The sequence below is a fragment of the Lentilitoribacter sp. JB5-8 genome (genome assembly GCF_055693385.1).
Genome location: NZ_CM146332.1, coordinates 2,658,044 through 2,681,619, shown reverse-complemented (window position 1 = coordinate 2,681,619; position 23,576 = coordinate 2,658,044). Strand labels below are relative to the sequence as shown.

At 45.2% G+C, this 23,576-nt stretch carries 25 protein-coding genes and 1 riboswitch; of the genes, 22 read left to right on the top strand and 3 right to left on the bottom strand.

The window, feature by feature from the left end:
* Window positions 1-3: 3 nt before the first annotated feature.
* A complete protein-coding gene (locus tag ACZ1GZ_RS13185) occupies window positions 4-942 on the bottom strand; it encodes an AEC family transporter (RefSeq protein ID WP_472665340.1) in 939 nt (312 codons plus the stop codon).
* 179 nt (window positions 943-1,121) lie between these two features.
* Here ACZ1GZ_RS13185 and ACZ1GZ_RS13180 point away from each other — a divergent pair, with 179 nt between their 5' ends.
* The gene (locus ACZ1GZ_RS13180; protein ID WP_472665339.1) at window positions 1,122-1,547 is read left to right on the top strand and encodes a DUF6105 family protein; all 426 of its coding nucleotides are present in this window, start codon (window positions 1,122-1,124) and stop codon (window positions 1,545-1,547) included.
* On the opposite strand, the gene ruvX is transcribed toward ACZ1GZ_RS13180, so the two are convergent.
* On the bottom strand, window positions 1,493-1,978 hold the full coding sequence (ruvX, locus tag ACZ1GZ_RS13175) for a Holliday junction resolvase RuvX (RefSeq protein ID WP_472665338.1): 486 nt from the start codon (window positions 1,976-1,978) through the stop codon (window positions 1,493-1,495). The two genes, ACZ1GZ_RS13180 and ruvX, sit on opposite strands and share 55 nt — an antisense overlap.
* Window positions 1,979-2,054: 76 nt before the next feature.
* Here ruvX and ACZ1GZ_RS13170 point away from each other — a divergent pair, with 76 nt between their 5' ends.
* From ACZ1GZ_RS13170 to ACZ1GZ_RS13105, 14 genes are all read left to right on the top strand, one after another.
* On the top strand, window positions 2,055-2,759 hold the full coding sequence (locus tag ACZ1GZ_RS13170; RefSeq protein WP_472665337.1) for a metal-dependent hydrolase: 705 nt from the start codon (window positions 2,055-2,057) through the stop codon (window positions 2,757-2,759).
* A gap of 86 nt (window positions 2,760-2,845) precedes the next feature.
* A complete protein-coding gene (gene gatC, locus ACZ1GZ_RS13165; RefSeq protein ID WP_472665336.1) occupies window positions 2,846-3,133 on the top strand; it encodes an Asp-tRNA(Asn)/Glu-tRNA(Gln) amidotransferase subunit GatC in 288 nt (95 codons plus the stop codon).
* 11 nt (window positions 3,134-3,144) lie between these two features.
* A complete protein-coding gene (locus ACZ1GZ_RS13160; RefSeq protein WP_472665335.1) occupies window positions 3,145-3,606 on the top strand; it encodes a GNAT family N-acetyltransferase in 462 nt (153 codons plus the stop codon).
* Entirely contained in the window at window positions 3,606-5,087 is a 1,482-nt protein-coding gene (gene gatA / locus ACZ1GZ_RS13155; protein WP_472665334.1) for an Asp-tRNA(Asn)/Glu-tRNA(Gln) amidotransferase subunit GatA, read from the top strand. Before ACZ1GZ_RS13160 ends, gatA begins: the two co-directional genes overlap by 1 nt.
* A gap of 6 nt (window positions 5,088-5,093) precedes the next feature.
* Entirely contained in the window at window positions 5,094-5,570 is a 477-nt protein-coding gene (locus ACZ1GZ_RS13150) for a GNAT family N-acetyltransferase (protein WP_472665333.1), read from the top strand.
* Window positions 5,571-5,779: 209 nt separating this feature from the next.
* On the top strand, window positions 5,780-7,288 hold the full coding sequence (gene gatB, locus ACZ1GZ_RS13145; protein ID WP_472665332.1) for an Asp-tRNA(Asn)/Glu-tRNA(Gln) amidotransferase subunit GatB: 1,509 nt from the start codon (window positions 5,780-5,782) through the stop codon (window positions 7,286-7,288).
* Complete coding sequence (locus tag ACZ1GZ_RS13140) at window positions 7,288-7,767, top strand: GNAT family N-acetyltransferase (protein WP_472665331.1); 480 nt, start codon at window positions 7,288-7,290, stop codon at window positions 7,765-7,767. Before gatB ends, ACZ1GZ_RS13140 begins: the two co-directional genes overlap by 1 nt.
* A 79-nt stretch (window positions 7,768-7,846) precedes the next feature.
* Window positions 7,847-8,245 carry an NADH:ubiquinone oxidoreductase subunit NDUFA12 gene (locus ACZ1GZ_RS13135; RefSeq protein WP_472665330.1) on the top strand — a complete coding sequence of 133 codons (399 nt, stop codon included), beginning with the start codon at window positions 7,847-7,849 and terminating at the stop codon, window positions 8,243-8,245.
* A gap of 54 nt (window positions 8,246-8,299) precedes the next feature.
* The gene (locus ACZ1GZ_RS13130) at window positions 8,300-8,746 is read left to right on the top strand and encodes a DUF2155 domain-containing protein (protein WP_472665329.1); all 447 of its coding nucleotides are present in this window, start codon (window positions 8,300-8,302) and stop codon (window positions 8,744-8,746) included.
* 99 nt (window positions 8,747-8,845) lie between these two features.
* The gene (locus tag ACZ1GZ_RS13125) at window positions 8,846-9,895 is read left to right on the top strand and encodes a TAXI family TRAP transporter solute-binding subunit (RefSeq protein ID WP_472665328.1); all 1,050 of its coding nucleotides are present in this window, start codon (window positions 8,846-8,848) and stop codon (window positions 9,893-9,895) included.
* Window positions 9,896-10,079: 184 nt separating this feature from the next.
* Window positions 10,080-10,169, top strand: a riboswitch (glycine riboswitch).
* Between the two features lie 135 nt (window positions 10,170-10,304).
* The gene (gcvT, locus tag ACZ1GZ_RS13120; RefSeq protein WP_472665327.1) at window positions 10,305-11,435 is read left to right on the top strand and encodes a glycine cleavage system aminomethyltransferase GcvT; all 1,131 of its coding nucleotides are present in this window, start codon (window positions 10,305-10,307) and stop codon (window positions 11,433-11,435) included.
* A gap of 15 nt (window positions 11,436-11,450) precedes the next feature.
* Complete coding sequence (gcvH, locus tag ACZ1GZ_RS13115; protein ID WP_472665326.1) at window positions 11,451-11,810, top strand: glycine cleavage system protein GcvH; 360 nt, start codon at window positions 11,451-11,453, stop codon at window positions 11,808-11,810.
* A 40-nt stretch (window positions 11,811-11,850) separates the two neighbouring features.
* Entirely contained in the window at window positions 11,851-14,691 is a 2,841-nt protein-coding gene (gene gcvP / locus ACZ1GZ_RS13110) for an aminomethyl-transferring glycine dehydrogenase (protein ID WP_472665325.1), read from the top strand.
* A gap of 35 nt (window positions 14,692-14,726) precedes the next feature.
* On the top strand, window positions 14,727-15,071 hold the full coding sequence (locus ACZ1GZ_RS13105) for an antibiotic biosynthesis monooxygenase family protein (protein ID WP_472665324.1): 345 nt from the start codon (window positions 14,727-14,729) through the stop codon (window positions 15,069-15,071).
* 47 nt (window positions 15,072-15,118) lie between these two features.
* Here the strand turns inward: ACZ1GZ_RS13105 and ACZ1GZ_RS13100 are convergent, their stop codons facing one another.
* A complete protein-coding gene (locus ACZ1GZ_RS13100) occupies window positions 15,119-15,484 on the bottom strand; it encodes a hypothetical protein (protein ID WP_472665323.1) in 366 nt (121 codons plus the stop codon).
* Between the two features lie 322 nt (window positions 15,485-15,806).
* On the opposite strand from ACZ1GZ_RS13100, the gene secE reads away from it, so the two are divergent.
* From secE to rpoB, 7 genes are all read left to right on the top strand, one after another.
* A complete protein-coding gene (gene secE, locus ACZ1GZ_RS13095; protein WP_472665322.1) occupies window positions 15,807-16,007 on the top strand; it encodes a preprotein translocase subunit SecE in 201 nt (66 codons plus the stop codon).
* Between the two features lie 18 nt (window positions 16,008-16,025).
* Window positions 16,026-16,556 (top strand): transcription termination/antitermination protein NusG, encoded by a 531-nt coding sequence (gene nusG, locus ACZ1GZ_RS13090; RefSeq protein ID WP_472665321.1) that lies wholly within the window; start codon window positions 16,026-16,028, stop codon window positions 16,554-16,556.
* A 169-nt stretch (window positions 16,557-16,725) separates the two neighbouring features.
* The gene (rplK, locus tag ACZ1GZ_RS13085) at window positions 16,726-17,154 is read left to right on the top strand and encodes a 50S ribosomal protein L11 (RefSeq protein ID WP_472665320.1); all 429 of its coding nucleotides are present in this window, start codon (window positions 16,726-16,728) and stop codon (window positions 17,152-17,154) included.
* A 4-nt stretch (window positions 17,155-17,158) separates the two neighbouring features.
* The gene (gene rplA, locus ACZ1GZ_RS13080) at window positions 17,159-17,857 is read left to right on the top strand and encodes a 50S ribosomal protein L1 (RefSeq protein WP_472665319.1); all 699 of its coding nucleotides are present in this window, start codon (window positions 17,159-17,161) and stop codon (window positions 17,855-17,857) included.
* Between the two features lie 362 nt (window positions 17,858-18,219).
* Window positions 18,220-18,741 carry a 50S ribosomal protein L10 gene (gene rplJ / locus ACZ1GZ_RS13075; RefSeq protein WP_472665318.1) on the top strand — a complete coding sequence of 174 codons (522 nt, stop codon included), beginning with the start codon at window positions 18,220-18,222 and terminating at the stop codon, window positions 18,739-18,741.
* A gap of 60 nt (window positions 18,742-18,801) precedes the next feature.
* Window positions 18,802-19,176, top strand: a complete 375-nt coding sequence (gene rplL / locus ACZ1GZ_RS13070; RefSeq protein ID WP_472665317.1) for a 50S ribosomal protein L7/L12 — start codon at window positions 18,802-18,804, stop codon at window positions 19,174-19,176.
* Between the two features lie 239 nt (window positions 19,177-19,415).
* Entirely contained in the window at window positions 19,416-23,561 is a 4,146-nt protein-coding gene (gene rpoB / locus ACZ1GZ_RS13065) for a DNA-directed RNA polymerase subunit beta (RefSeq protein ID WP_472665316.1), read from the top strand.
* The last annotated feature ends 15 nt before the right edge of the window (window positions 23,562-23,576 follow it).

Genomic DNA, 23,576 nt, shown 5'->3' with positions numbered 1-23,576 from the left:
AAGCTATATAAACGGGTAGAGCTTTTCGAGCGTTAGCAAGACCAATGGGATTGTGAAAAACGATGCCACGACTTGTAGTGAAGCGATGGATGCATAAAGCGGAGCATCGCCACCCATTTTTTGAGCCAACACATATCCGTTATTGGCCGTTGGTACAGAGCATGCAATCGTAAATAAAGTTAGCTCTGTAAGCGTGAAATTAAAATAAGTTCCGACAAAAAACGCGATCGTTGGGAGCACAAGCAACTTTACGCAAACAGCGAATATGGTGATTAGATTTGGATGGGTGATCATATAAATGCTCAAGCCGGCGCCGATCATTAAAAGCCCCATGCCCAAAGATGCACGGGCGATAAAGTCGATGCTTTGTTCAATCGGACCATAGAGTTTGATACCCAATGCTTGGAACACAATTGCTAATATTGCAGCTACAATAATTGGGTTTGTGAACATTTTTTTTGCGAAAGATGCAATTGAGTGCCGGGTATCATCAAATGCCACCATCACCGCAACGTTGATGAAGTTGATCGGTAAAATAATAACAAGCATGATCACAGCAACAAATGTCAGTCCTTCGTTTCCAAACATCTTTTCGGCAATTGCGAGCGCCATAAATCCATGCCAGCGCGTTGTCGTTTGAAAAATAGACGTAAATTGCGGTTTGCTCACGTTACTTTTCTTAAAATAGGGCCACAGAAGCAGAATCAATATCGGGATCGATCCAAATGCCAATACGCTGGCGAACATGATTTTCCCCACGGGCAGGGTTGAAAAATCGGCTGTAACAATTGAATGAAATATCAAACCGGGGAATAAGACGTAAAAGCCGAAATTATTGAAATGTGGCCAAAAGTCTGGAGAAATTACGCGCCAATTTCTAAGCGCAACGCCAAAGGCGACGATTAAAAATACCGGTAGGATGGATTCAAAAATTATAAGCAAAATACGGCTTTCAAAGTTGGGAAGCTTTATTGGATAGGAGCGTGTACGGTTGCTGTCAATGCATATCGGTGGGATATCAGGTGAATCTGATCAATCCTGTTAACCTTAACAAATGGTTTACGTTGCTTTGACCTGTGGTTTTAGATTACCTTTCAAGCTAGGATAAGGCCTGCCATGATGTGCGGTCAAAGAATATTTGGGGTAGTGCGTTGAAATATTTGATCATTTTTTGGGGAATACCCGTAGGTTTACTTGCCGTGTGGCACGTGCTTTCCATGAATGATATTAATTTTGGGTTGTTTTTCTTAACCCGCGAATTCAACGACAACTATTTTGGCATCTATAGCAAAGTCACTGGTGTTGAGGTGGATGCCATTCGCGCATCACTGCCGCGTATCCTATTGATTGATACTATTTTTGTTTTCGCTGTTGTGTATTTCAAGCCATTTAGTCGTTTGCGGAATTGGTGGAAAAATTATCGTGCCACTAAACGAGAAAAAGCTGAGTCTTTGGCGAATGTTCAATCACCATATCATGTGCTTGAAACGGCTCAGGATGCAGTATTATCGCCTGTGAGCGAAAACAATCTATCAAGAGCGCCTTGAAGAATAAACGCAGCTGCTGCTGAATCAATGCGCTCTTTGCGCTTGCTGCGAGACACATCCATTCCAATTAATGCACGTTCTGCTGCAACAGTTGATAATCGTTCATCCCAAAACACAAATGGGATGTCGGTCAATTTACTCATATTAGATACAAATGCCTTGGTCGCTTGAACGCGCGGACCTTGGGAGCCGTCCATATTGGATGGCAAGCCAATGATTGCAGCACCAACTTTTTCAGTCTCCATCACCTCGATGAGTTCTTCAGCATCCAATTTAAACTTGCGACGTTTGATAACAGGGCGGGGATTGGCAAAGCTCATACCAAGATCAGAAATAGCTATTCCGATAGTCTTTGTCCCCAAATCGAGGCCGATAAGGGTCTGTCCTTTTTCCAAATGATTGGAAACATCTTCGATTTCAATAATTGCCATGGTGATTCTGCCAAATTTGAGTTATCTGCACGTCTATACTGATTTTCTTGAATTTGCGATATTGGAGACGGAAAAAGTGAAACTCACTTGGCTTGGACATTCAGCATTTAGATTTGAACTAAATAATACGGTCATACTTGTTGATCCTTTCATTAAAGGAAATCCAAAAGACGATATCGATTTTGACCAAGTTACCAATGATGTCACACATATTGCACTCACACACGGCCACGGCGATCATCTGGGCGATACGGTTGAAATTGCCAACAAAACAAATGCAACAGTGATTGCAAATGCTGATTTGTGTAATTGGCTTAAAGATGTGCAGGGTATTAAGAAGACTGAAGGTGGAAACACTGGTGGTACGATTGGCTTTGATGATTTTTCCGTGACTTTTGTTGATGCCAAGCATTCATCTGCGAAAATAACCAGTGATGGAATGTCCCACGCTTTGGGGAATGCAAATGGGTTGATGTTTCATTTCAGGGATGCGCCATCCATATTGCATATGGGTGATACAGATATCTTTTCCGATATGGGATTAATCAATGAATTGCACGAGCCAGATATTGGGATTGTTCCAATTGGAGATCGCTATACGATGGGCAGTGCGGTCGCTGCGATTGCATGTCAGAGATTTTTCAAATTTAGCTCGATCATCCCGTGTCATTTTTCAAGTTTTCCATCCTTAACTCCAAATGCGGATCAGTTCATTGAAGCGTTGGGTGAAGATGGCGATAAGGTATTAAGGCTTGTTCCAGGAACCGCGATTGAGCTTTAAAGGCGATAATCAGTAAAACGTTCTTGCCCTTGCCACTCAGCAGGGTTATAGCGAAAAGAATATAAAAAATTCATCGGAGTAGACGTATGTCAGTAGATCAGGCAACGGTTAAGCGTGTTGCAAAACTCTCCCGCATTGCCATTAGCGAAGAAAATCTTGGCAAAATGGAAGGCGAACTTAATGCCATTTTGGGGTTTGTTGAACAGCTTTCAGAAGTTGATGTTGAAGGCGTTGAACCAATGACGTCGGTCACACCAATGGATATGAAGAAGCGCGAAGATGGTGTAACAGACGGTTCAAAAGCTGCCGATATTGTTGCCAATGCACCTGAAAGCGATGACAATTTCTTTGTTGTGCCAAAGGTTGTTGAATAGGATTTTGGACGTTGCGAATTGAAGTTGAAACTCCGTTGCAGGATGATATTCGGGCGCTGGTTAAAAAGCTGAACGAATATATGATGCCTTTAACACCGAAAGAGTTTCAGTTTCAGTTGACTGTGGAGCAGATGGCCGAACCGGGGGTGACCTTATTTGTCGCACGAAATGATGCGAACCAAGCAATTGGAATGGGGGCACTTAAGCAGCACGATGCGCAGCTTGGTGAAGTCAAACGAATGTTCACGTTAGATGAAAATCGAGGTGAACGGATTGGATCTAAAATTCTCAAAGAGATTGAAGATCTGGCCCGGTCAAATGAATTAAAAGAACTAAAGCTTGAAACAGGTGAAGCGCCTGGATTTGAACTGGCTTGGCGATTATATGAACGAAATGGCTATCAAACCTGTGGCGCGTTTCTAGATTACCCTGATTCTGGATATTCCAGATTTTACAATAAAAAGATTGCATGATGACTGAACTAACACAATTGACCATCGCCGAAGCACGGCAGAAACTTCAATCAAAAGAGATCACATCTGTTGAACTAACCGATGCTTATCTTTCAGCCATTGATAGTGCCAATGATCAGCTGAATGCTTATATCAAAGTCACCCATGACAAAGCACGCGAAATGGCAGCGGCATCGGACGCAAAGCTTGCAAAAGGTGAGGGCGGCAATCTTGAAGGTATCCCATTGGGTATCAAGGATCTTTTTGCAACAGAGGGTGTTCACACACAGGCTTGTAGCCACATTCTAGATAAGTTCGAGCCAAAGTATGAATCCACAGTGACTAAAAACCTGTGGGACGATGGTGCCGTTATGCTTGGTAAGCTCAACATGGATGAATTTGCCATGGGTTCATCAAACGAGACAAGCTATTATGGTGCGGTGACCAACCCATGGCGCGCAAAAAATTCAAATGAATCACTTGTTCCTGGTGGTTCTTCAGGTGGTTCAGCCTCTGCGGTATCTGCAAATCTTTGTGCTGGTGCAACTGCAACAGATACAGGCGGTTCAATTCGTCAACCAGCAGCGTTTACTGGTACAGTTGGCATTAAGCCTACATACGGGCGTTGCTCTCGTTGGGGTACTGTTGCATTTGCTTCATCGCTTGATCAAGCAGGTCCAATTGCGCGTGATGTGCGTGATGCTGCGATTATGCTGCGTTCAATGGCGTCAACGGATGCAAAAGATACAACTTGTGTTGATATGCCTGTCCCGGATTATGAAGCAGCGCTTGGTGGTTCTGTGAAGGGTATGAAGATTGGTATTCCAAAAGAATATCGCATGGATGGCATGCCAGATGATATTGAAAAGCTCTGGCAACAGGGTATTGCATGGCTAAAAGACGCTGGTGCTGAGATTGTTGATATTTCATTGCCGCACACAAAATATGCGCTGCCTGCCTATTACATTGTTGCGCCTGCAGAAGCTTCATCAAACCTAGCTCGTTATGACGGGGTTCGTTACGGATTGCGTGTTGATGGCAAAAATATCGAAGACATGTACGAGCAAACGCGTGCGGAAGGTTTTGGTCCAGAAGTTCGTCGCCGGATTATGATCGGCACTTATGTGCTGTCCGCTGGGTATTACGATGCATATTACATCAAAGCGCAAAAGGTTCGCACACTGATTAAGCGCGATTTTGAAAATGCATTTGCGCAAGGTATTGATACGATCCTGACGCCTGCAACACCATCTTCTGCCTTTGCGATCGGCGATAAAGAAATGGCCTCTGATCCGGTTAAAATGTATCTCAATGATATCTTTACAGTAACTGTAAACATGGCTGGTCTTCCAGGAATTGCTGTTCCTGCCGGATTGGATGAGAAGGGGCTTCCACTTGGATTGCAGCTGATCGGTAAGCCATTTGATGAAGAAGGTTTGTTCAAAACAGCTCATGTGATAGAACAAGCAGCAGGACGATTTACTCCAGATAAATGGTGGTAATGCCAATTGATAATTCGCCAAGCAAGATCTACCGAAATACGCACATTAGCGGCATTGGGAGTGATTGCTTGGGAGCAGGCCTTTGCATCTGCGGGTGAGGTTACCAATCATCTTAGAGAAAAAGCAGAAGCCACTTACTACGGCTTTTGCGAGCAGTATTGGCCGATAATCATAGCTGCAGAGTTAGATGGTGAAGTTGTAGGTTGGGCCGCATTGGAAGCGGGGCAAAACAAAATTACCGATTTATGGGTTTTGCCAAACTTTCAGCGGCATGGAGTCGGGATAGCCTTACTGTTGGAGCTAGAAAAGCAAGCGCAGGATCGTGAATTTGATGAAGTACATCTTGAGACACATGCAAAAAATGCGCCCGCATTATCGTTTTTTAAAAAGCACGATTACTCAATCAGCGGATTAAAGTCCGCATACTCCCCCACAATGGATAAATCAGTTGATACATTGGAGATGAGAAAGAGATTCACATAGGTCATGATTTGATTCAAAATTGTGTTTTATGCGTTTGAAAATAAATATTAAATTCGAATTGATTAGATTTGAAACCAAAAGAAACAGTGACATGAATTTTGTAGATTAGATTGTCGTAATTGTCTTATTTCAAGCAAGGGTGCTTGCAGTCTTTTACGCATTGATTTACGAAGAAAAGAAAATATCCAAAGCAATTTTAAGGTCCTAAAATGACAGCCCCAGAACTTGTCGATACACGCACACCAGATGCCAAACGTTTTATTGCAGGCGCCACAGGCGACTGGGAAATTATTATTGGTTTGGAAGTCCATGCTCAGGTCACTAGTGAAGCGAAATTATTCTCAGGTGCATCGACTGAATTTGGCCGTGCGCAGAATGATAATGTGTCTCTAGTTGATGCAGCGATGCCCGGGATGCTGCCGGTGATCAACGAAGAATGCGTTCGCCAAGCGGTGAAGACCGGCCTTGGTTTGAAAGCGCAGATTAACAACCGTTCGATCTTTGACCGTAAAAACTATTTCTACCCAGATCTTCCGCAAGGCTATCAGATCTCGCAGTTTAAAGATCCGATTGTTGGCGAGGGCACAATCATTATTTCTGTCGGTCCTGACAAGCAAGGTCAGTTTGAAGATACTGAGATCGGTATTGAGCGTTTGCACCTTGAACAGGATGCGGGCAAATCGATTCACGATCAACACCCAACATTGTCTTATGTTGATCTCAATCGTTCAGGCGTGGCTTTGATGGAAATTGTTTCAAAGCCCGACATGCGTTCTGCAGATGAAGCGAAAGCATATTTGACGAAACTTCGCACCATCCTGCGTTATCTTGGTACTTGTGACGGCAATATGGATGAAGGTTCCATGCGTGCTGATGTGAACGTATCTGTCCGTAAGCCAGGTGGTGAATTTGGAACGCGTTGTGAGATTAAAAACGTCAACTCAATCCGTTTTGTTGGTCAAGCGATTGAATATGAAGCGCGTCGTCAGATTGCGATCATCGAAAATGGTGGTGTGATTGATCAAGAGACACGTTTGTTTGACCCAGGCAAAGGTGAAACACGGTCCATGCGTTCAAAAGAAGATGCGCATGATTATCGCTATTTCCCAGATCCAGATCTGTTACCGCTTGAGTTTTCACAAGAATATGTTGATGCGCTTGCAAAAGATTTGCCAGAGCTTCCGGATGAGAAGAAAGACCGCTTGGTCAATGATTTGGGCCTATCTGTTTATGACGCCTCTATTTTGGTGACCGAACAAACAATTGCTAACTTCTTTGAAAAAGTAGCTGAAGGTCGCGATGGCAAGCTTGCTGCCAACTGGATCATCAATGATCTTTTGGGTGCACTGAACAAAGCTGGCAAGGAAATCGAAGATAGTCCTGTATCTCCTGAGCAGCTTGGTGCAATTATCTCAATGATCCAGGATGAAACAATTTCCGGTAAGATCGCAAAGGAATTGTTTGAAATCGTCTTTAATGAAGGTGGTGATCCCGCTCAAATCGTTGAAGAGCGTGGTATGAAGCAGGTGACAGATACAGGTGCAATTGAAGCAGCTGTGGATGAGATCATCGCCAACAATCCAGAACAGGTTGAAAAAGCTAAAGCCAAGCCGCAATTGGCAGGCTGGTTTGTTGGTCAGGTGATGAAAGCAACTGGCGGTAAAGCCAACCCGCAAGCAGTTCAAAAGCTCGTTCGCGAAAAGCTTGGTGTTGAATAGTGTTTTTCATTCGCACCGCATCTGTTAGAGACATCGATAAAATCCGCCCGGTGCTGGTAGATACATGGCACGATACATATGATGGTATTTATGGCGAAGATTTCATCAATGATATTTGTGAGAATTGGCACAGCGTGGATGCAATTAAACAAAATCTTGAGGATCGTAATGCCGAATATGTTGTCGCAGATGATGGCCAAACAATTGGTGGCGTTGCCTTTGTAAAGGCGCCAAGTGAAGATGGAATTGCCTATTTAAGCCAATTATACGTGCTACCAGACTTTCAGCGCCAGGGAGTTGGCCGGGATTTGTTGGAAGAAGTTGAGTTGAGCTTTCCTGAAGCCAAGCTCATGCGACTTGGTGTTGATGCACGCAATGTAAAAGCTGTTGGCTTTTATGAGCGATTTGGCTATAGAAATACCAATATCCGCTTGGAAGAGGGTGGGCTTGAGGCTTTAGTGTTTGAAAAACAGCTCTAAATGATTGTCCGGCACTAGACATCCCAAAATACAAGCGGCATAAGTCAAACAAACTAGTTCAATAGAGCGAATCGGCGATATGAAATCATTTTTCCTAGGACTTTTTACTTGGTGGAACGGCGCAACAGTTGGAACACGCTTCCATACATGGCGCAAAGGCACACGTGTGGGTGAAGATGAATTTGGTAATGTTTACTACCAAGGTGGGCAAGATGATGAAGGTCGCACACGTCGTTGGGTGATTTATAACGGTTACGCAGAAGCTTCAGCAATTCCCGCTGGCTGGCATGGCTGGATGCACCACCGGACAGATGTGTCACCTGTTGACGAAGACTACGAGCCGTTTGAATGGCAGCTTGAGCATGAAGCCAACAAAACTGGCACTGCTGGCGCTTATCGCCCGAAGGGCTCAATGCTAAACCCTGCTGATCGTCCTACTGTTACTGGCGATTATGATGCATGGTCACCAAGAAGCTAATTTGACGTAATATAATTGGCTATCACCTCGTTTTAGCCCAATTTAACTGGTTCAATGATAACAAGACGATCGAGATGTAATCATTTTATGAAACAGTTTTTCAGCCCAAAATTTCTAGCCCTCACACTCGCTTCAAGTTTGATGTTCGTTCCAAGTATCACTGCGGAACGTTTAACAAACCCTGTTGCCGTGTTTTCAGGTATCGATAAAATCACTGGCCGCATCACCACTTTTGATGTTTATGTCGATGAAACGGTGCAGTTCGGTGCTTTACAGGTTACACCGCGTGTTTGCTATACACGCGATGAAACGGAAGCACCCAAAACAACGACCTTTGTCGAAGTCGATGAGATCACGCTTGATCGCAAAATCAGACGCATTTTTTCAGGTTGGATGTTTGCAGACTCGCCTGGGTTGAACGCGGTAGATCACGCCGTTTATGATGTGTGGCTTGATGGTTGTAAGCAATCTTCAGATATTCCACCGCCAAGCGGTTCTTAATCCAGCAACATCGCAATATTAATTCGCTCTGCTAAATTTGATAATTCTCACGTTTTATGACAGTCTTTGGTGTGATTGTTTAAAACAGGCGCGCTGGTTTTGGCCGCCGACTTAGTCTTTTTAGTTTGGGAATTGATTGTGCCGTTTGGAAAATTTTTTCGCTATGTGCTGGTAAGCGTAATATCAGTGATTTCATTCTCATCACCAACAGTCTCCCACGATCTAACAATTTTTACGATTGGAACGGGTGGTGCAAGTTATACTTATCACCCTGTGGGCGGCATGTTAGCAAATGCTATTTCAAATCCGCCGCAAGCTTTGCCATGTGGAAAAGGTGGCAATTGTAACCTAAAAAATCTGATTGCTGTGAGCGTGTTGTCAAATGGATCAATTGATAATGTGACTGCTGTTTCAGAGGGGAGAGTAAATTCAGGATTTGTCCAATCAGACATCGCTTACTGGATGTATACGGGCACAGGCATTTCAGGAACGAAGCAACCTCGAGATAATATAAGAGCGATAGCGGCATTGTATGAGGAACATGTTCAGCTTGTGACTTTGAAAAGAAGCGGCATTACTACTATACAAGACCTTCGAGGCAAACGTGTCGCCATTGATGAACCGGGTTCGGGTACCCGGGTGGATGCAAATCTTATTTTAGAAGCAAGCGGTATTTATGAAGAAGATTTTCAGGCTCGAAGTTTGCGCGGTAAAGATGCAGCCAACGCTTTAAGATTAGGCGCAATTGATGCATTCTTTGTGGTCGCGGGTTATCCCACTGACCTAATTTCTGAGTTGGCGAACCGTGTTGACATAAAACTTATCCCAATAGACAGCGCAACCGCTGATGGTTTGACCAGTGAATATGAGTTTTTTATCTCGAATAACATTCCGGCTGGGACCTATAGGGGGGTTGAGGAGACTGCAACTTTGTCCGTCGGTGCGCTTTGGATAACTTCAGCAGATGAAGATGAAGAGCTCATATATGGTGTTACCAGCACGCTTTGGAGCGATAGTACACGCAAATTGCTGGATGTAGGCCATGCACGGGGCAAAGATATCACAATTGATTCAGCGCTCTATGGTATTGGAATCCCGCTACATCCTGGGGCCGAGCGTTTTTATGAAGAAAAGGGCTTGTTGGATTAATCGGTTCGATTAGCAATTCTTGCCGTTTCCAAGCGCAATGCCCGTTCACAGTCACAAATCTGTGTATATTTGCTCTTCAGGCAATGAAATTTTGATCAATTTGTCAAAAAAATCAATCATTTAAAAACGTAATCGATCGATAAAAATTATCTATTGAAAATGTTAGAAAAATCGCGTACTTCTTAAGCAGAAAACGGGAGACGCTGATTTTTAATCAGGGCCGAAGGAGCAACCGCCTCGGAAACTCTCAGGCACAATGGACCGTTTTCTGCACAAACTCTGGAGAGTGGCAGTTTGCCCGCCGAAGGGATAGCGATCTCAGGCATCAGGACAGAGGAGGCATCTTTGTAAAAGCATTGAGCTTTTACGCCAAAGGTGCTGATCTAATCAGCCAAGATAGAGGATTAAAATGGCTGATTTGTTACGAACTCCCTTGTATGATTTTCATGTCGAAAGTGGCGCTAAACTTGTGCCTTTTGCCGGGTATGAAATGCCTGTGCAATATCCGCTTGGTGTGATGAACGAGCACAAACATTGCCGCGCAAAAGCTGGCTTATTTGATGTCAGTCATATGGGGCAGGTGCTCCTAACACCAAAATCAGGCAATATTGAAGATGCATGTTTGGCACTTGAAACGCTTGTGCCAATGGATATTTGTGCGCTTAAACCTGGTCGTCAGCGTTATGCTTTTTTCACCAATGATGAGGGTGGTATTCTTGATGATCTGATGGTCGCAAATCGCGGTGATCATTTGTTCCTTGTCGTCAATGCAGCCTGTAAAGATGCAGATATTTTGCATATGCAAAAGCATCTTAGCGAAACCTGTGACATTTCAGTGATCGATGATCGTGCGCTTATCGCGCTTCAAGGGCCGGATGCAGAAAAGGTTTTGTCATCTCTAATTCCATCGATGGCTGATCTTAAATTTATGGATGTTGTTATTGTTGAATATGACGGTTCGGAGTTATGGATCTCACGGTCTGGCTATACTGGCGAAGATGGTTACGAGATCTCAGTGCCTGCGGATGAAGCATCTCAATTTGTTTCCAAACTTGCTGATAATGATTTGGTCGAGCCTATTGGTCTTGGCGCACGTGATAGTTTGCGCCTTGAAGGTGGGCTTTGTTTGTATGGCAATGACATTGATGAAAGCACAACACCTGTTGAAGCTGCGCTGACTTGGGCAATACAAAAAGCCCGTCGCGCAGGTGGCGCAAGGGAAGGGGGATTCCCAGGGTCAGCCAAAATATTAGCTCAATTTGAGAATGGAGCGTCGCGAAAGCGTGTGGGCCTTTTGCCAGAGGGACGCGCGCCGATGCGTTCGGGGACAAAGCTCTTTGCATCTGAAACATCTAGCGATGAAATTGGCGAAATCACATCAGGTGGCTTTGGGCCATCGGTCAATAGCCCTGTTTCAATGGGATATGTCTCAACAGAATTCAGCGATGAAGGTACACAAGTGTTTGCAAAAGTACGCGGTAAACGCCTGCCTGCAAATGTCAGCAAAATGCCATTCGTTGCGGCAAACTTTAAAAGATAAACTTAGGAGAGAACTATGAAATATACCGAAGAACACGAATGGCTGAAGCCTGAAGGTGATGTTGTGATTGTGGGTATCACACAGCATGCGGCGGATGCGCTGGGTGAATTGGTTTTTGTCGAATTACCGGATGTTGGTACTGAAGTTGAAAAAGGCGAAGAGATCGTTGTGATCGAAAGTGTGAAAGCTGCGTCTGATATTACCGCTCCGCTGGATGGTGAGATCACCGAGGTCAACCAAGCCATCGTTGATGCGCCAACACTTGTAAATGAAGATCCAACGGCTGCTGCCTGGTTCTTTAAGATGAAGTTGAAAGATCCAAGTGAGATGGACGGTTTGATGGATGAAGACGCTTATAAAGCGTTGATCGATTAATCAAAAGCCTGCTGGAACCGAAAGATATCAAGGAATTGCAATGAGCTATAATTTGACAGATTACCAACCTTACGATTTTGCCAATCGACGCCATATTGGACCGTCTCCAAAAGAGATGGAGGAAATGTTAGAAGTTGTTGGCGCGTCTTCATTGGATGATCTAACAGATCAAACGGTTCCAGCTAGCATTCGTCAGTCTACGGCGCTGTCTTCTCCGGCAATGTCTGAGAACGAATTGCTCAATTTCATGCGCAAGGTTAGCCGCATGAATATCGTTGTGACATCGCTGATTGGGCAGGGATATCACAACACGTTTACGCCTCCAGCAATTCAGCGCAATATCTTGGAAAACCCGGCTTGGTATACGGCTTATACGCCTTATCAGCCTGAGATCTCTCAAGGTCGCCTTGAGGCTTTGCTCAATTTCCAAACTATGATGATTGATCTCACCGGGTTGGAAGTTGCCAATGCATCGCTTTTAGATGAAGCAACAGCTTGCGCAGAGGCCATGACAATGGCGCAGCGCGTTGCAAAGTCAAAAGCTAATGCTTTCTTTATTGATGAGAACTGCCACCCACAAAATATTGATGTGATGCGCACACGTGCAGAGCCGCTTGGAATCGAGCTTATCATAGACGATCCTGAAAATCTTGATGCAAGTCAGGTATTTGGGGCTATCTTCCAATATCCAGGAACGCACGGTCATGTGTCTGATTTCACCTCAAAAATGGATGCGCTTCATGAAAATAAAGCGATTGGCGTTGTATCCGCTGATCCAATGGCGCTCACGCTCTTGAAGGAGCCCGGCGCAATGGGTGCTGATATTGCAGTGGGTTCAACACAAAGATTTGGTGTGCCGCTTGGTTATGGTGGCCCGCATGCGGCTTACATGGCGACCAAAGATGCATTTAAACGCTCCATGCCAGGCCGTATTGTTGGTGTTTCCATCGATTCCCACGGCAACAAAGCCTATCGCTTGGCGCTTCAAACACGCGAGCAACATATCCGCCGTGAAAAAGCGACATCGAATGTTTGTACGGCACAAGCATTGTTGGCTGTTATGGCATCGATGTATGGTGTATTTCATGGTCCTGATGGCTTAAAGGCGATTGCGCAGCGCATTCATCTAAAAGCATCAAGGTTGGCTGATGGTCTTCGGGTGCTCGGATTTGAAATTGAGCCGACAACTTTCTTTGATACAATTACGGTCAATGTTGGTGGATTGCAAAGTGTAGTGATGAAGTCAGCGCTGAATGAAGGGGTGAATTTACGCGCGGTAAGTTCGGACAAAATTGGCATCACGGTTGATGAGATGACCGATGACGACACGCTTGGGGCCGTTTGGACAGCCTTTGGTTTGGAACGCAAAAACTTCCCGTCAAAAGCAGATTATAACTTACCGGAAAATATGGAACGTCAATCTGAGTTTATGACGCATTCGATATTCCATATGAACCGCTCTGAAGCTGAAATGACGCGTTATATGCGCCGTTTGGCTGATCGTGATTTGGCGCTTGATCGCGCGATGATCCCGCTAGGCTCTTGTACAATGAAGCTCAATTCTGCCGCTGAAATGATGCCGATCAGCTGGTCTGGTTTTGCCAATATTCATCCGTTTGTGCCTGAAGAGCAAACACGCGGTTATCAGCTGATGGTCAAGGACCTGTCTGATAAATTGTGTGAAATCACTGGTTATGACGGTATTTCAATGCAGCCAAATTCGGGTGCGCAGGGGGAATATGCCGGACTTTTATCCATTGCCTCTTATCATAAGGCTAATGGTGACGCGCATCGCAATATTTGTCTTATTCCAATGTCGGCACATGGGACGAACCCAGCAAGTGCGCAAATGGTGGGCTATAAGGTTGTGCCAGTTAAAAGCTCTGATAATGGTGATATCGATGTTGATGATTTCAGAGAAAAAGCAGAGCAGCATGCAGATAATCTGGCCGCTTGCATGATCACATATCCTTCAACACACGGTGTGTTTGAAGAGCGTGTGCGCGAAATCTGTGACATCACCCATGAATTTGGTGGGCAAGTCTATATGGATGGCGCGAATATGAATGCCATGGTTGGTGTGTCCCAACCGGGTGATATCGGTTCTGATGTGTCGCACTTGAACTTGCATAAAACTTTCTGCATCCCGCATGGTGGCGGTGGACCTGGTATGGGTCCAATTGGTGTGAAAAAGCATCTGATCCCGCATTTGCCTGGCCATCACACACAAGGTTCTGATGGCGCTGTGTCTGCTGCACCTTATGGATCGACAAGTCTTTTGCCAATTTCTTGGGCTTACTGCCTGATGATGGGTGGTGAAGGCCTGACACGCGCTACAAAATTTGCGATTTTGAACGCTAACTACATCGCAAAACGCCTAGAAGGTGCGTATCCTGTGCTTTATCAGGGCCCGGGTGGTCGCGTTGCGCATGAATGCATTATCGATACACGTCCTTTGGCAGAATTTGGTGTCAGTGTAGATGATGTTGCCAAGCGTTTGATCGATTGTGGCTTCCACGCGCCAACCATGTCTTTTCCGGTTGCAGGTACGTTGATGATCGAACCGACCGAATCTGAACCAAAAGCAGAGCTTGATCGTTTCTGTGAAGCAATGCTCGCCATTCGTCAGGAAGCGCAAGATGTTGCCGATGGAAAGTATCCTGCGGATAACAACCCGCTTTGCAACGCGCCTCACACCATGAGTGATCTGGTTGGCGAATGGGATCGTCCTTATTCCCGAGAGCAGGGTTGTTTCCCTCCTGGCGCATTTAAGGTTGATAAATATTGGGCTCCGGTTAACCGTGTCGACAATGCCTATGGTGACAGAAATCTTGTGTGCTCATGTCCGCCAATGGATGAATATTTGGAAGCTGCGGAGTAAAGTCAGGCTCCGCACAATACTATTATGGAATTAATATGATTGCCGTCATCTTTGAAGTTATCCCGCATCCTGAACATAAGCAGGAATATTTAGATATTGCTGCAAGTTTGCGACCCGAACTTGAGAAGATTGACGGCTTCATATCCATAGAACGTTTTCAAAGTCTTGTGGATCCGAACAAGCTTTTGTCATTGTCATTTTATGAAAATGAAGAGGCGCTTAATCAATGGCGCAATGTGGAAAGCCACCGCATGGCGCAATCAATTGGACGCAAAAAGACTTTTGATGACTACCGCATTCGCATCGTCAGCGTCATGCGCGATTATACTATGAGCGAGCGGGAACAAGCGCCCGCTGATAGTCGATCTTTACATGATTAGACGCGGTTGACGGGGCCCATTCCTGGCGGGATCTGATGAACGTCGAGCTAGTACATTGTATAATTATGTTTGCTTCCAGTTCCCTTAAAACGTTGAAGCTCTAATTTGTTGCCACCTAATAAAGTGATTTGCTGGCATTCTCTTGGTACTGGAATGATCCCAATGCGAGCGGTACGGCACCAATAGTTTCCCTGCCAATACCATTTGCCTGTAACATTGATTCCTTTTACCTTGCCTTCGATCTTTCCATTTGGTGCCATCCTGAGCCAGGTGTTAGAACTTTGAGCAACTTTCTTGCCAACAACTTTTTGTAAGAATTCATTTTTGCTGTCGATTAGGTCTTTTGAATGCGCAGCGCTTGACAAACTGACCGAAAATGCAAGCGCAAGGACCGAAATGGTTGATTTGAACATGATTCACCTCATTTTTTGAGTTTTTACGTGTCAAAATGCCAGTCAGATCACCGTAGAATATAACGTTATTTAACAAACTGATAATCAGCGATGGAAGGTTCTCAATGAGCGCATTGTGATCTGCCTACTTGTAAATAGGATCGACTAACCCCAAATATGCTCCAATACAGGCACAAGAAGTAATTGGATTTATTGCGATAAAAATTGATTTTTTTAACGTTAGCCTCTTGTGGTTTTGAGATTCGATCTATATGAGTGCCAGATGAATTGCGCGGCGCGTTTGGCATGATAGCTAACCGCGCCGTAAAGACGTGGGAAAATTATGGCTTCAAAAACTAACCCTTTTACGTTCCTCCAACAAGTTCGCTCTGAAACAGCGAAGGTTGTTTGGCCGTCACGCCGAGAGACTATGGTATCTACTATCATGGTTCTTGTTATGGTGTTTATTGCAGCTTTGTTTTTCTTTGCTGCTGACCAGCTTCTGAGCGTCATTATTTCGTTCATTCTTAATCTCGGATCCTAAGACAAGGACATATGGAATATGGCTGTACGTTGGTACATTGTTCACGCTTACTCAAATTTTGAGAAAAAAGTAGCTGAATCTATCGAAGAGCAGGCGCGCCAAAAAGGCTTGAGCCACCACTTCGAACAGATTTTGGTCCCAGTTGAGAAAACTGTAGAGATCCGTCGTGGACGTAAGGTTGATGCGGAACGCAAGTTTTTCCCAGGCTACGTGATGGTTCGTGCAAACTTAACTGATGCCGTCCATAACTTGATTAAGAACACTCCAAAGGTCACTGGCTTTTTGGGTGGTGATGGCAAGCCTGTTCCGATCCCCGATCGTGAAGCTGAGCAAATCTTGATGCAAGTGCAAGAGGGCGTTGATCGTCCGAAGCCTTCCGTCATGTTTGATGTTGGTGAGCAGGTTCGCGTTTCTGATGGCCCATTTGCTTCGTTTAATGGTGTTGTTCAGGAAGTTGATGAAGAGCGTTCAAGGCTCAAAGTGGAAGTGTCGATCTTTGGTCGCGCAACACCTGTTGAACTTGAATACGGTCAAGTCGAAAAAGTTTAATACCGGTTCGCTGGTATTTTAAGTCCCTCTCAAGGGAGGGCAATTTCGCGTGGTAGGCGCTTCTAATCTAGCCGGTTAGATAAACCGCACCACGCAACCGCAGCCGCTGGTTTGATTTGTCAGATCAGCAAATTGGCCGAAAGGTCACATAAAAGAAGGCAGAGCTATTATGGCTAAGAAAATTGCTGGTGTGTTGAAATTGCAGGTTCCTGCAGGTTCAGCAAACCCATCCCCTCCGATTGGTCCTGCATTGGGTCAACGTGGTATTAACATCATGGAATTCTGTAAGGCATTTAATGCTGCAACAGGTGAAATGGAAAAAGGTGCACCAATTCCGTGCGCGATCACATATTACCAAGACAAGTCTTTCACTTTCAAAATGAAGCAGCCGCCAATGAGCTACTTGATTAAGAAAGAAGCTGGTTTGAAATCTGGTTCTAAAGAGCCTGGCAAAGTTGTTGCTGCTAGCTTGACACAGGACCAACTGCGCACAATCGCAGAAGCGAAAATGAAAGACCTTAACGCTGCTGATATCGAAGGCGCTATGCAAATGGTTGCTGGTTCTGCACGTTCAATGGGTATTGAGGTCAAAGGGTAATATCATGGCTAAAATCGGAAAACGTGTAAAAAAGAATATCGAAGGTCTTGATCGCGATGCATTGCACACAGCTGAAGCTGCTGTTGCTGCTGTTAAAGAGCGTGCTAACGCTAAATTTGACGAGACTATTGAAATCTCAATGAACTTGGGCGTTGATCCTCGTCACGCTGACCAAATGGTTCGCGGTGTTGTTGATCTTCCATCAGGTACTGGTCGTTCAGTTCGTGTTGCAGTATTTGCTCGCGATGCTAAAGCTGATGAAGCGAAAGCTGCTGGCGCTGATATCGTTGGTGCAGACGAGCTTGTTGCTGAAGTACAAGCAGGCAACATCGATTTCGATCGTTGTATTGCAACACCTGACATGATGCCACTTGTTGGCCGTTTGGGTAAAGTACTTGGTCCTCGTGGCATGATGCCTAACCCAAAAGTTGGCACAGTGACTATGGATGTTAAAGCAGCTGTTGAAGCTTCTAAAGGCGGCGCTGTTGAGTTCCGTGTTGAGAAAGCTGGCATCGTGCATGCAGGCATTGGTAAAGCATCATTTGATGAAGCTGCTATCCTTGCAAACGTAAAAGCATTTATTGCTGCAGTTAACAAAGCTAAGCCATCTGGTTCTAAAGGTGTTTATGTGAAGCGTGTTTCATTGTCTTCAACAATGGGCCCAGGCTTTAAGATCGACACTGCCAGCGCACTAGCTGAGTAATAGAATTTGATCCAAAGCTCCGGCTTGGATCGTAAAAGAATTTTGGCCAATCTATTTGGTTGGCCAAGACAGTCCAGACCAAGACATATGTCAAAGTTTGGGCGCCCTGTCCGAGATTGTGGGCGATGAACTCAGGTTCGTCTTAAAATTCGCCGGCATGAGATGGGTTAGTGATGAAATTTCGTGGGAAACCACATTGTTTCGGATCGAACCTTGCACTGCCTTCACTTGTAATGAGCTTAGTTCATTGCGGGTAAGGGGACAGGATCCTCAACGTCGATTGCGGATCATTTTGGTTCTCAATTGGCAAAGGCAAACCCGGTAAGTATCACATATGTGAGCTTACTAACTGGAGAACGTAAGTGGATAGAGCGGAAAAACGCGAATTCGTTACAGAACTGAACGGCGTCTTTAAAGAAGCTGGTTCTGTTGTTGTAGCCCACTATGCGGGTCTAACAGTTGCGCAAATGAGCGATCTTCGCACAAAAATGCGCGTAGCTGGTGGCACCGTTAAAGTCGCGAAAAACAGCCTGGCCAAAATTGCGCTTCAGGGAACGGAGTCAGAAGGGATCTCAGATCTTTTCTCTGGAATGACAGTCTTAGCTTATAGCGAAGATCCTGTTGTTGCTCCAAAGGTGGCCGTCGAATTTGCAAAGGGCAACAAAAACCTTGTTGTTCTTGGCGGTGCGATGGGCTCCACAGTACTAGATGAGAACGGTGTTAAATCGCTTGCGACTATGCCTTCTCTTGATGAGCTACGCGGTAAGTTGATTGGTATGATTTCTACACCAGCAACTCGTGTTGCAACTGTTGTTGCAGCGCCTGCGACACAAATCGCTCGTGTGCTTAGTGCTAAATCCCAGAAGGATGATGCGGCTGCATAGGCAGTTTTCGTCTTCAAAAATATTAAAACCGGTTCGAACCGAAATTAAAGGATGTTAAAAATGGCTGATCTTGCCAAACTAGTTGAAGAACTATCAAAACTAACAGTATTGGAAGCTGCTGAGCTTTCTAAAATGCTTGAAGAAGAGTGGGGCGTTTCTGCTGCTGCTCCTGCGGCTGTTGCCGTTGCTGGTGCTGCACCTGCTGGCGAAGCTGCTGAAGAGAAAACAGAATTTGACGTTATGCTTGTTGAAGCTGGCGGAAACAAAATCGCTGTTATTAAAGAAGTCCGCGGCCTAACAGGTCTTGGTCTTAAAGAAGCTAAAGAACTTGTTGAGAGCGCTCCAAAGGCAATCAAAGAAGCAATTTCTAAAGGCGAAGCTGAAGAAATCGCGAAAAAGCTTGAAGAAGCTGGCGCGAAAGCTGAAGTTAAGTAAGTTATATTACAAGTGTGGAGGCGATTCGTTTCGCCTCCATACAATTATTGCGAGCGAAACTATTACCCAAGTAGCTAAAAATGGCTACTTGGGTAATGGGTTCTCTAAGGTAGGCCGGGAAAGCTTGGTATAAGCGTCCAGATTGGTCACCAGCGTGTGGAATTCTCGAAGGACGGTGTTCGCTTGGCCAGCGAGATTGCCGTCATGTTCAGGCTAGACAACATGCAAAAGGAGCGGCGATGGCTGAGAAGCTTTCCTTCAATGGTCGCAGACGCGTTCGTAAATTTTTTGGTAAAATCCCTGAAGTTGCTGAGATGCCAAACCTCATTGAGGTTCAAATGTCATCTTACGACCAATTCCTTATGGTTGAAGAACCAGAAGGCGGTCGTGGCGACGAGGGGCTACAAGCTGTTTTCAAATCGGTTTTCCCGATTGAAGACTTTTCAGGTGCTGCAAGACTTGAATTCGTTTCATACGAATTTGAAGCACCTAAATTTGACACTGAAGAGTGCCGTCAGCGCGATCTGACATATTCTGCACCTCTTAAAGTGACACTTCGTTTGATTGTGTTTGATATCGATGAAGATACAGGCGCAAAATCAGTTAAAGATATCAAAGAGCAAAACGTCTATATGGGCGACATGCCTTTGATGACTGGCAATGGTACATTTATCGTAAATGGTACTGAGCGTGTGATCGTTTCGCAAATGCACCGTTCACCTGGTGTGTTCTTTGATCACGATAAAGGCAAAAGCCATTCATCTGGTAAATTGCTTTTTGCAGCGCGTGTCATTCCTTACCGTGGTTCATGGCTTGATATTGAATTTGACGCAAAAGACATCGTGCATGCACGTATTGACCGTCGTCGTAAGATCCCTGCAACATCACTATTGATGGCGCTTGGTTTGGATCCTGAAGAAATTCTTGAATTCTTCTACACCAAATCTGCTTTCACGCGTGATGGTGAAAACTGGCGTATTCCATTTAATGGTGATGCACTTAAAGGCACAAAAGCTGCAGCTGATTTGATCGATGCTGATAGTGGTGAAGTTATCGTTGAAAACGGTAAGAAAATCACTCCACGTCTTTTGAAGCAGTTGAACGAAAAAGGTATCAATGCTGTTCGTGCAACAGATGAAGATCTTTACGGGCGTTATGTTGCTGAAGACATGGTCAACATGGAAACTGGTGAGATTTATCTTGAAGCTGGTGACGAGCTTGATGAGAAAACGCTTCCCGTCCTTATCGAAGCTGGTTTCACAGAGCTTCCAATCCTTGATATCGACCATATCAATGTTGGTTCATACATCCGCAACACATTGTCTGCAGATAAGAACCAAAGCCGTCAGGATGCATTGTTTGATATTTATCGTGTAATGCGCCCAGGTGAACCTCCGACCATGGATTCTGCTGAAGCAATGTTTAATTCATTGTTCTTCGATTCAGAGCGCTATGATCTATCTTCCGTTGGCCGTGTGAAGATGAATATGCGTCTTGATTTGGATGCAGAAGACACAGTGCGCGTTCTTCGTAAAGAAGACATCATGGCTGTTGTGAAAACGCTTGTTGAATTGCGTGACGGCAAAGGCGAAATTGATGACATCGATAACTTGGGCAACCGTCGTGTTCGCTCAGTTGGTGAGTTGATGGAAAATCAATACCGCTTGGGTCTGCTTCGCATGGAGCGTGCTATTAAAGAGCGTATGTCATCGATTGAGATTGACACAGTGATGCCGCAGGATTTGATCAATGCGAAACCAGCTGCTGCTGCTGTTCGTGAGTTCTTCGGTTCTTCTCAGTTGTCTCAGTTTATGGACCAAGTGAACCCATTGTCCGAGATTACGCATAAGCGTCGTCTTTCTGCGCTTGGGCCGGGTGGTCTAACACGTGAGCGTGCTGGTTTTGAAGTACGTGACGTTCACCCAACACACTATGGTCGTATCTGCCCGATTGAAACACCGGAAGGTCCGAACATTGGTTTGATCAACTCATTGGCAACATTTGCTCGCGTCAACAAATATGGCTTTATTGAAAGCCCATATCGTAAAGTTGTCGAAGGCCGTGTGACGAACGATGTGGTTTATCTTTCAGCAATGGAAGAAGCCAAATATCGTGTCGGTCAGGCGAATGCTGAAGTTGCTGAAGATGGCGCGATCGTCAATGATTTCGTTATCTGTCGTCACTCTGGCGATGTGATGATGGTGCCTCGCGAAAACGTTGACCTTATGGACGTTTCGCCTAAGCAGTTGGTATCAGTTGCTGCAGCGCTTATCCCGTTCTTGGAAAACGATGATGCGAACCGTGCTTTGATGGGTTCAAACATGCAACGTCAGGCCGTGCCACTACTAAGAGCGGAAGCTCCATTTGTTGGTACTGGTATGGAGCCGATTGTGGCTTCAGATTCTGGTGCTGCGATTGGTGCACGCCGTGGTGGTGTTGTTGACCAGGTTGATGCGACACGTATCGTTATTCGTGCCACTGAAGATCTTGATGCAACAAAATCTGGTGTTGATATCTATCGTTTGCAGAAATATCAGCGTTCTAACCAAAACACTTGTATCAACCAGCGTCCTCTTGTGACTGTTGGTGATGTGGTCAATAAAGGCGATATTCTTGCCGATGGTCCATCAACTGATCTTGGTGATTTGGCTCTTGGTCGTAACGCGCTCGTGGCATTTATGCCATGGAATGGTTATAACTTTGAGGATTCTATTCTTCTGTCTGAGCGTATTGTTCGTGATGATGTCTTCACATCGATCCACATTGATGAATATGAAGTCATGGCTCGTGATACAAAGCTTGGTCCTGAAGAAATCACGCGAGACATTCCAAACGTTTCTGAAGAGGCTCTTAAGAACCTTGATGAAGCTGGTATTGTTTATATCGGTGCGGAAGTTAAGCCTGGTGATATCCTTGTTGGTAAGATCACACCTAAAGGCGAAAGCCCAATGACACCGGAAGAGAAGCTCCTAAGAGCGATCTTTGGTGAGAAGGCTTCTGATGTGCGTGATACATCAATGCGTATGCCTCCTGGGGGTATCGGTACTGTTGTTGAAGTTCGTGTGTTCAACCGTCATGGTGTTGAAAAAGACGAGCGTGCAATGGCTATCGAACGCGAAGAAATCGAACGTCTTGCAAAAGACCGTGATGATGAGCAGGCCATTTTGGACCGTAACATCTACTCACGTTTGTCCGATATGCTTCGTGGTAAATCAGCAATTGCTGGCCCTAAAGGCTTCAAAAAAGGTGCGGAAATCACTGATGAAGCTATGGCTGAGTATCCGCGTTCACAATGGTTTATGTTTGCCGTTGAAGATGAAAAAGCCCAAGGTGAAATCGAAGCTCTTCGTACACAATATGATGAGTCTAAATCTCGCTTAGAAGCTTTGTTCATGGACAAAGTTGAGAAAGTTCAACGTGGTGACGAAATGTTGCCGGGTGTGATGAAGATGGTCAAAGTCTTCGTTGCTGTGAAACGTAAAATTCAGCCAGGTGATAAAATGGCTGGACGTCACGGTAACAAAGGGGTTGTCTCTCGCATCCTGCCAAATGAAGACATGCCATTCCTTGAGGATGGTGAGCATGTTGACGTGGTGCTGAACCCATTGGGTGTGCCGTCACGTATGAATGTGGGTCAGATTTTGGAAACACACCTTGGTTGGGCTTGTGCTGGCATGGGTAAGAAAATCGGTGAAATGCTGGATGCTTATCGTGCAGAGGGCAATATCGAACCGCTTCGCGTGACACTTGATAGTGTTATGGGAACAGGTCCTAAGGGCGATAGCATGGACAAATATGACGATGAGTCAGTTGTCCGTATGGCTGAACAGACAAAACGTGGCGTTTCAATCGCAACACCAGTGTTTGACGGTGCTGTTGAAAAAGACGTCAACGAAATGCTTGTAAAAGCGGGTCTGCATGAATCTGGTCAAAGCCAGCTTTATGATGGCCGTACTGGCGAAATGTTCGACCGTCCTGTGACTGTGGGCTACATCTATATGCTCAAATTGAACCACTTGGTGGACGATAAGATCCACGCGCGTTCAATTGGTCCTTACTCACTTGTTACTCAGCAGCCACTTGGTGGTAAAGCTCAGTTCGGTGGTCAGCGCTTTGGTGAGATGGAGGTGTGGGCACTTGAAGCTTATGGTGCAGCGTACACACTTCAGGAAATGCTCACTGTTAAATCCGATGACGTGGCAGGTCGTACGAAAGTATACGAAGCTATTGTTCGCGGAGATGACACATTCGAAGCAGGTATCCCAGAGAGTTTCAACGTTCTAGTGAAAGAGATGCGTTCTCTTGGTCTGAATGTCGAACTTGAAGATACACGTATCGAAGAGATCGAAGACGATGCGGATGAACCAGCGGAGCCCGCTGAATAGTCCGAAGAATACTTG

Coding starts and splice junctions, on each gene's coding strand:
- ruvX (WP_472665338.1), bottom strand. CDS start 1,978: ATGGCAATTATTGAAATCGAAGATGTTTCCAATCATTTGGAAAAAGGA.
- gatC (WP_472665336.1), top strand. CDS start 2,846: ATGTCAGTAGATCAGGCAACGGTTAAGCGTGTTGCAAAACTCTCCCGC.
- gatA (WP_472665334.1), top strand. CDS start 3,606: ATGACTGAACTAACACAATTGACCATCGCCGAAGCACGGCAGAAACTT.
- gatB (WP_472665332.1), top strand. CDS start 5,780: ATGACAGCCCCAGAACTTGTCGATACACGCACACCAGATGCCAAACGT.
- ACZ1GZ_RS13135 (WP_472665330.1), top strand. CDS start 7,847: ATGAAATCATTTTTCCTAGGACTTTTTACTTGGTGGAACGGCGCAACA.
- ACZ1GZ_RS13130 (WP_472665329.1), top strand. CDS start 8,300: ATGATAACAAGACGATCGAGATGTAATCATTTTATGAAACAGTTTTTC.
- gcvT (WP_472665327.1), top strand. CDS start 10,305: ATGGCTGATTTGTTACGAACTCCCTTGTATGATTTTCATGTCGAAAGT.
- gcvH (WP_472665326.1), top strand. CDS start 11,451: ATGAAATATACCGAAGAACACGAATGGCTGAAGCCTGAAGGTGATGTT.
- gcvP (WP_472665325.1), top strand. CDS start 11,851: ATGAGCTATAATTTGACAGATTACCAACCTTACGATTTTGCCAATCGA.
- ACZ1GZ_RS13105 (WP_472665324.1), top strand. CDS start 14,727: ATGATTGCCGTCATCTTTGAAGTTATCCCGCATCCTGAACATAAGCAG.
- ACZ1GZ_RS13100 (WP_472665323.1), bottom strand. CDS start 15,484: ATGTTCAAATCAACCATTTCGGTCCTTGCGCTTGCATTTTCGGTCAGT.
- secE (WP_472665322.1), top strand. CDS start 15,807: ATGGCTTCAAAAACTAACCCTTTTACGTTCCTCCAACAAGTTCGCTCT.
- nusG (WP_472665321.1), top strand. CDS start 16,026: ATGGCTGTACGTTGGTACATTGTTCACGCTTACTCAAATTTTGAGAAA.
- rplK (WP_472665320.1), top strand. CDS start 16,726: ATGGCTAAGAAAATTGCTGGTGTGTTGAAATTGCAGGTTCCTGCAGGT.
- rplA (WP_472665319.1), top strand. CDS start 17,159: ATGGCTAAAATCGGAAAACGTGTAAAAAAGAATATCGAAGGTCTTGAT.
- rplL (WP_472665317.1), top strand. CDS start 18,802: ATGGCTGATCTTGCCAAACTAGTTGAAGAACTATCAAAACTAACAGTA.
- rpoB (WP_472665316.1), top strand. CDS start 19,416: ATGGCTGAGAAGCTTTCCTTCAATGGTCGCAGACGCGTTCGTAAATTT.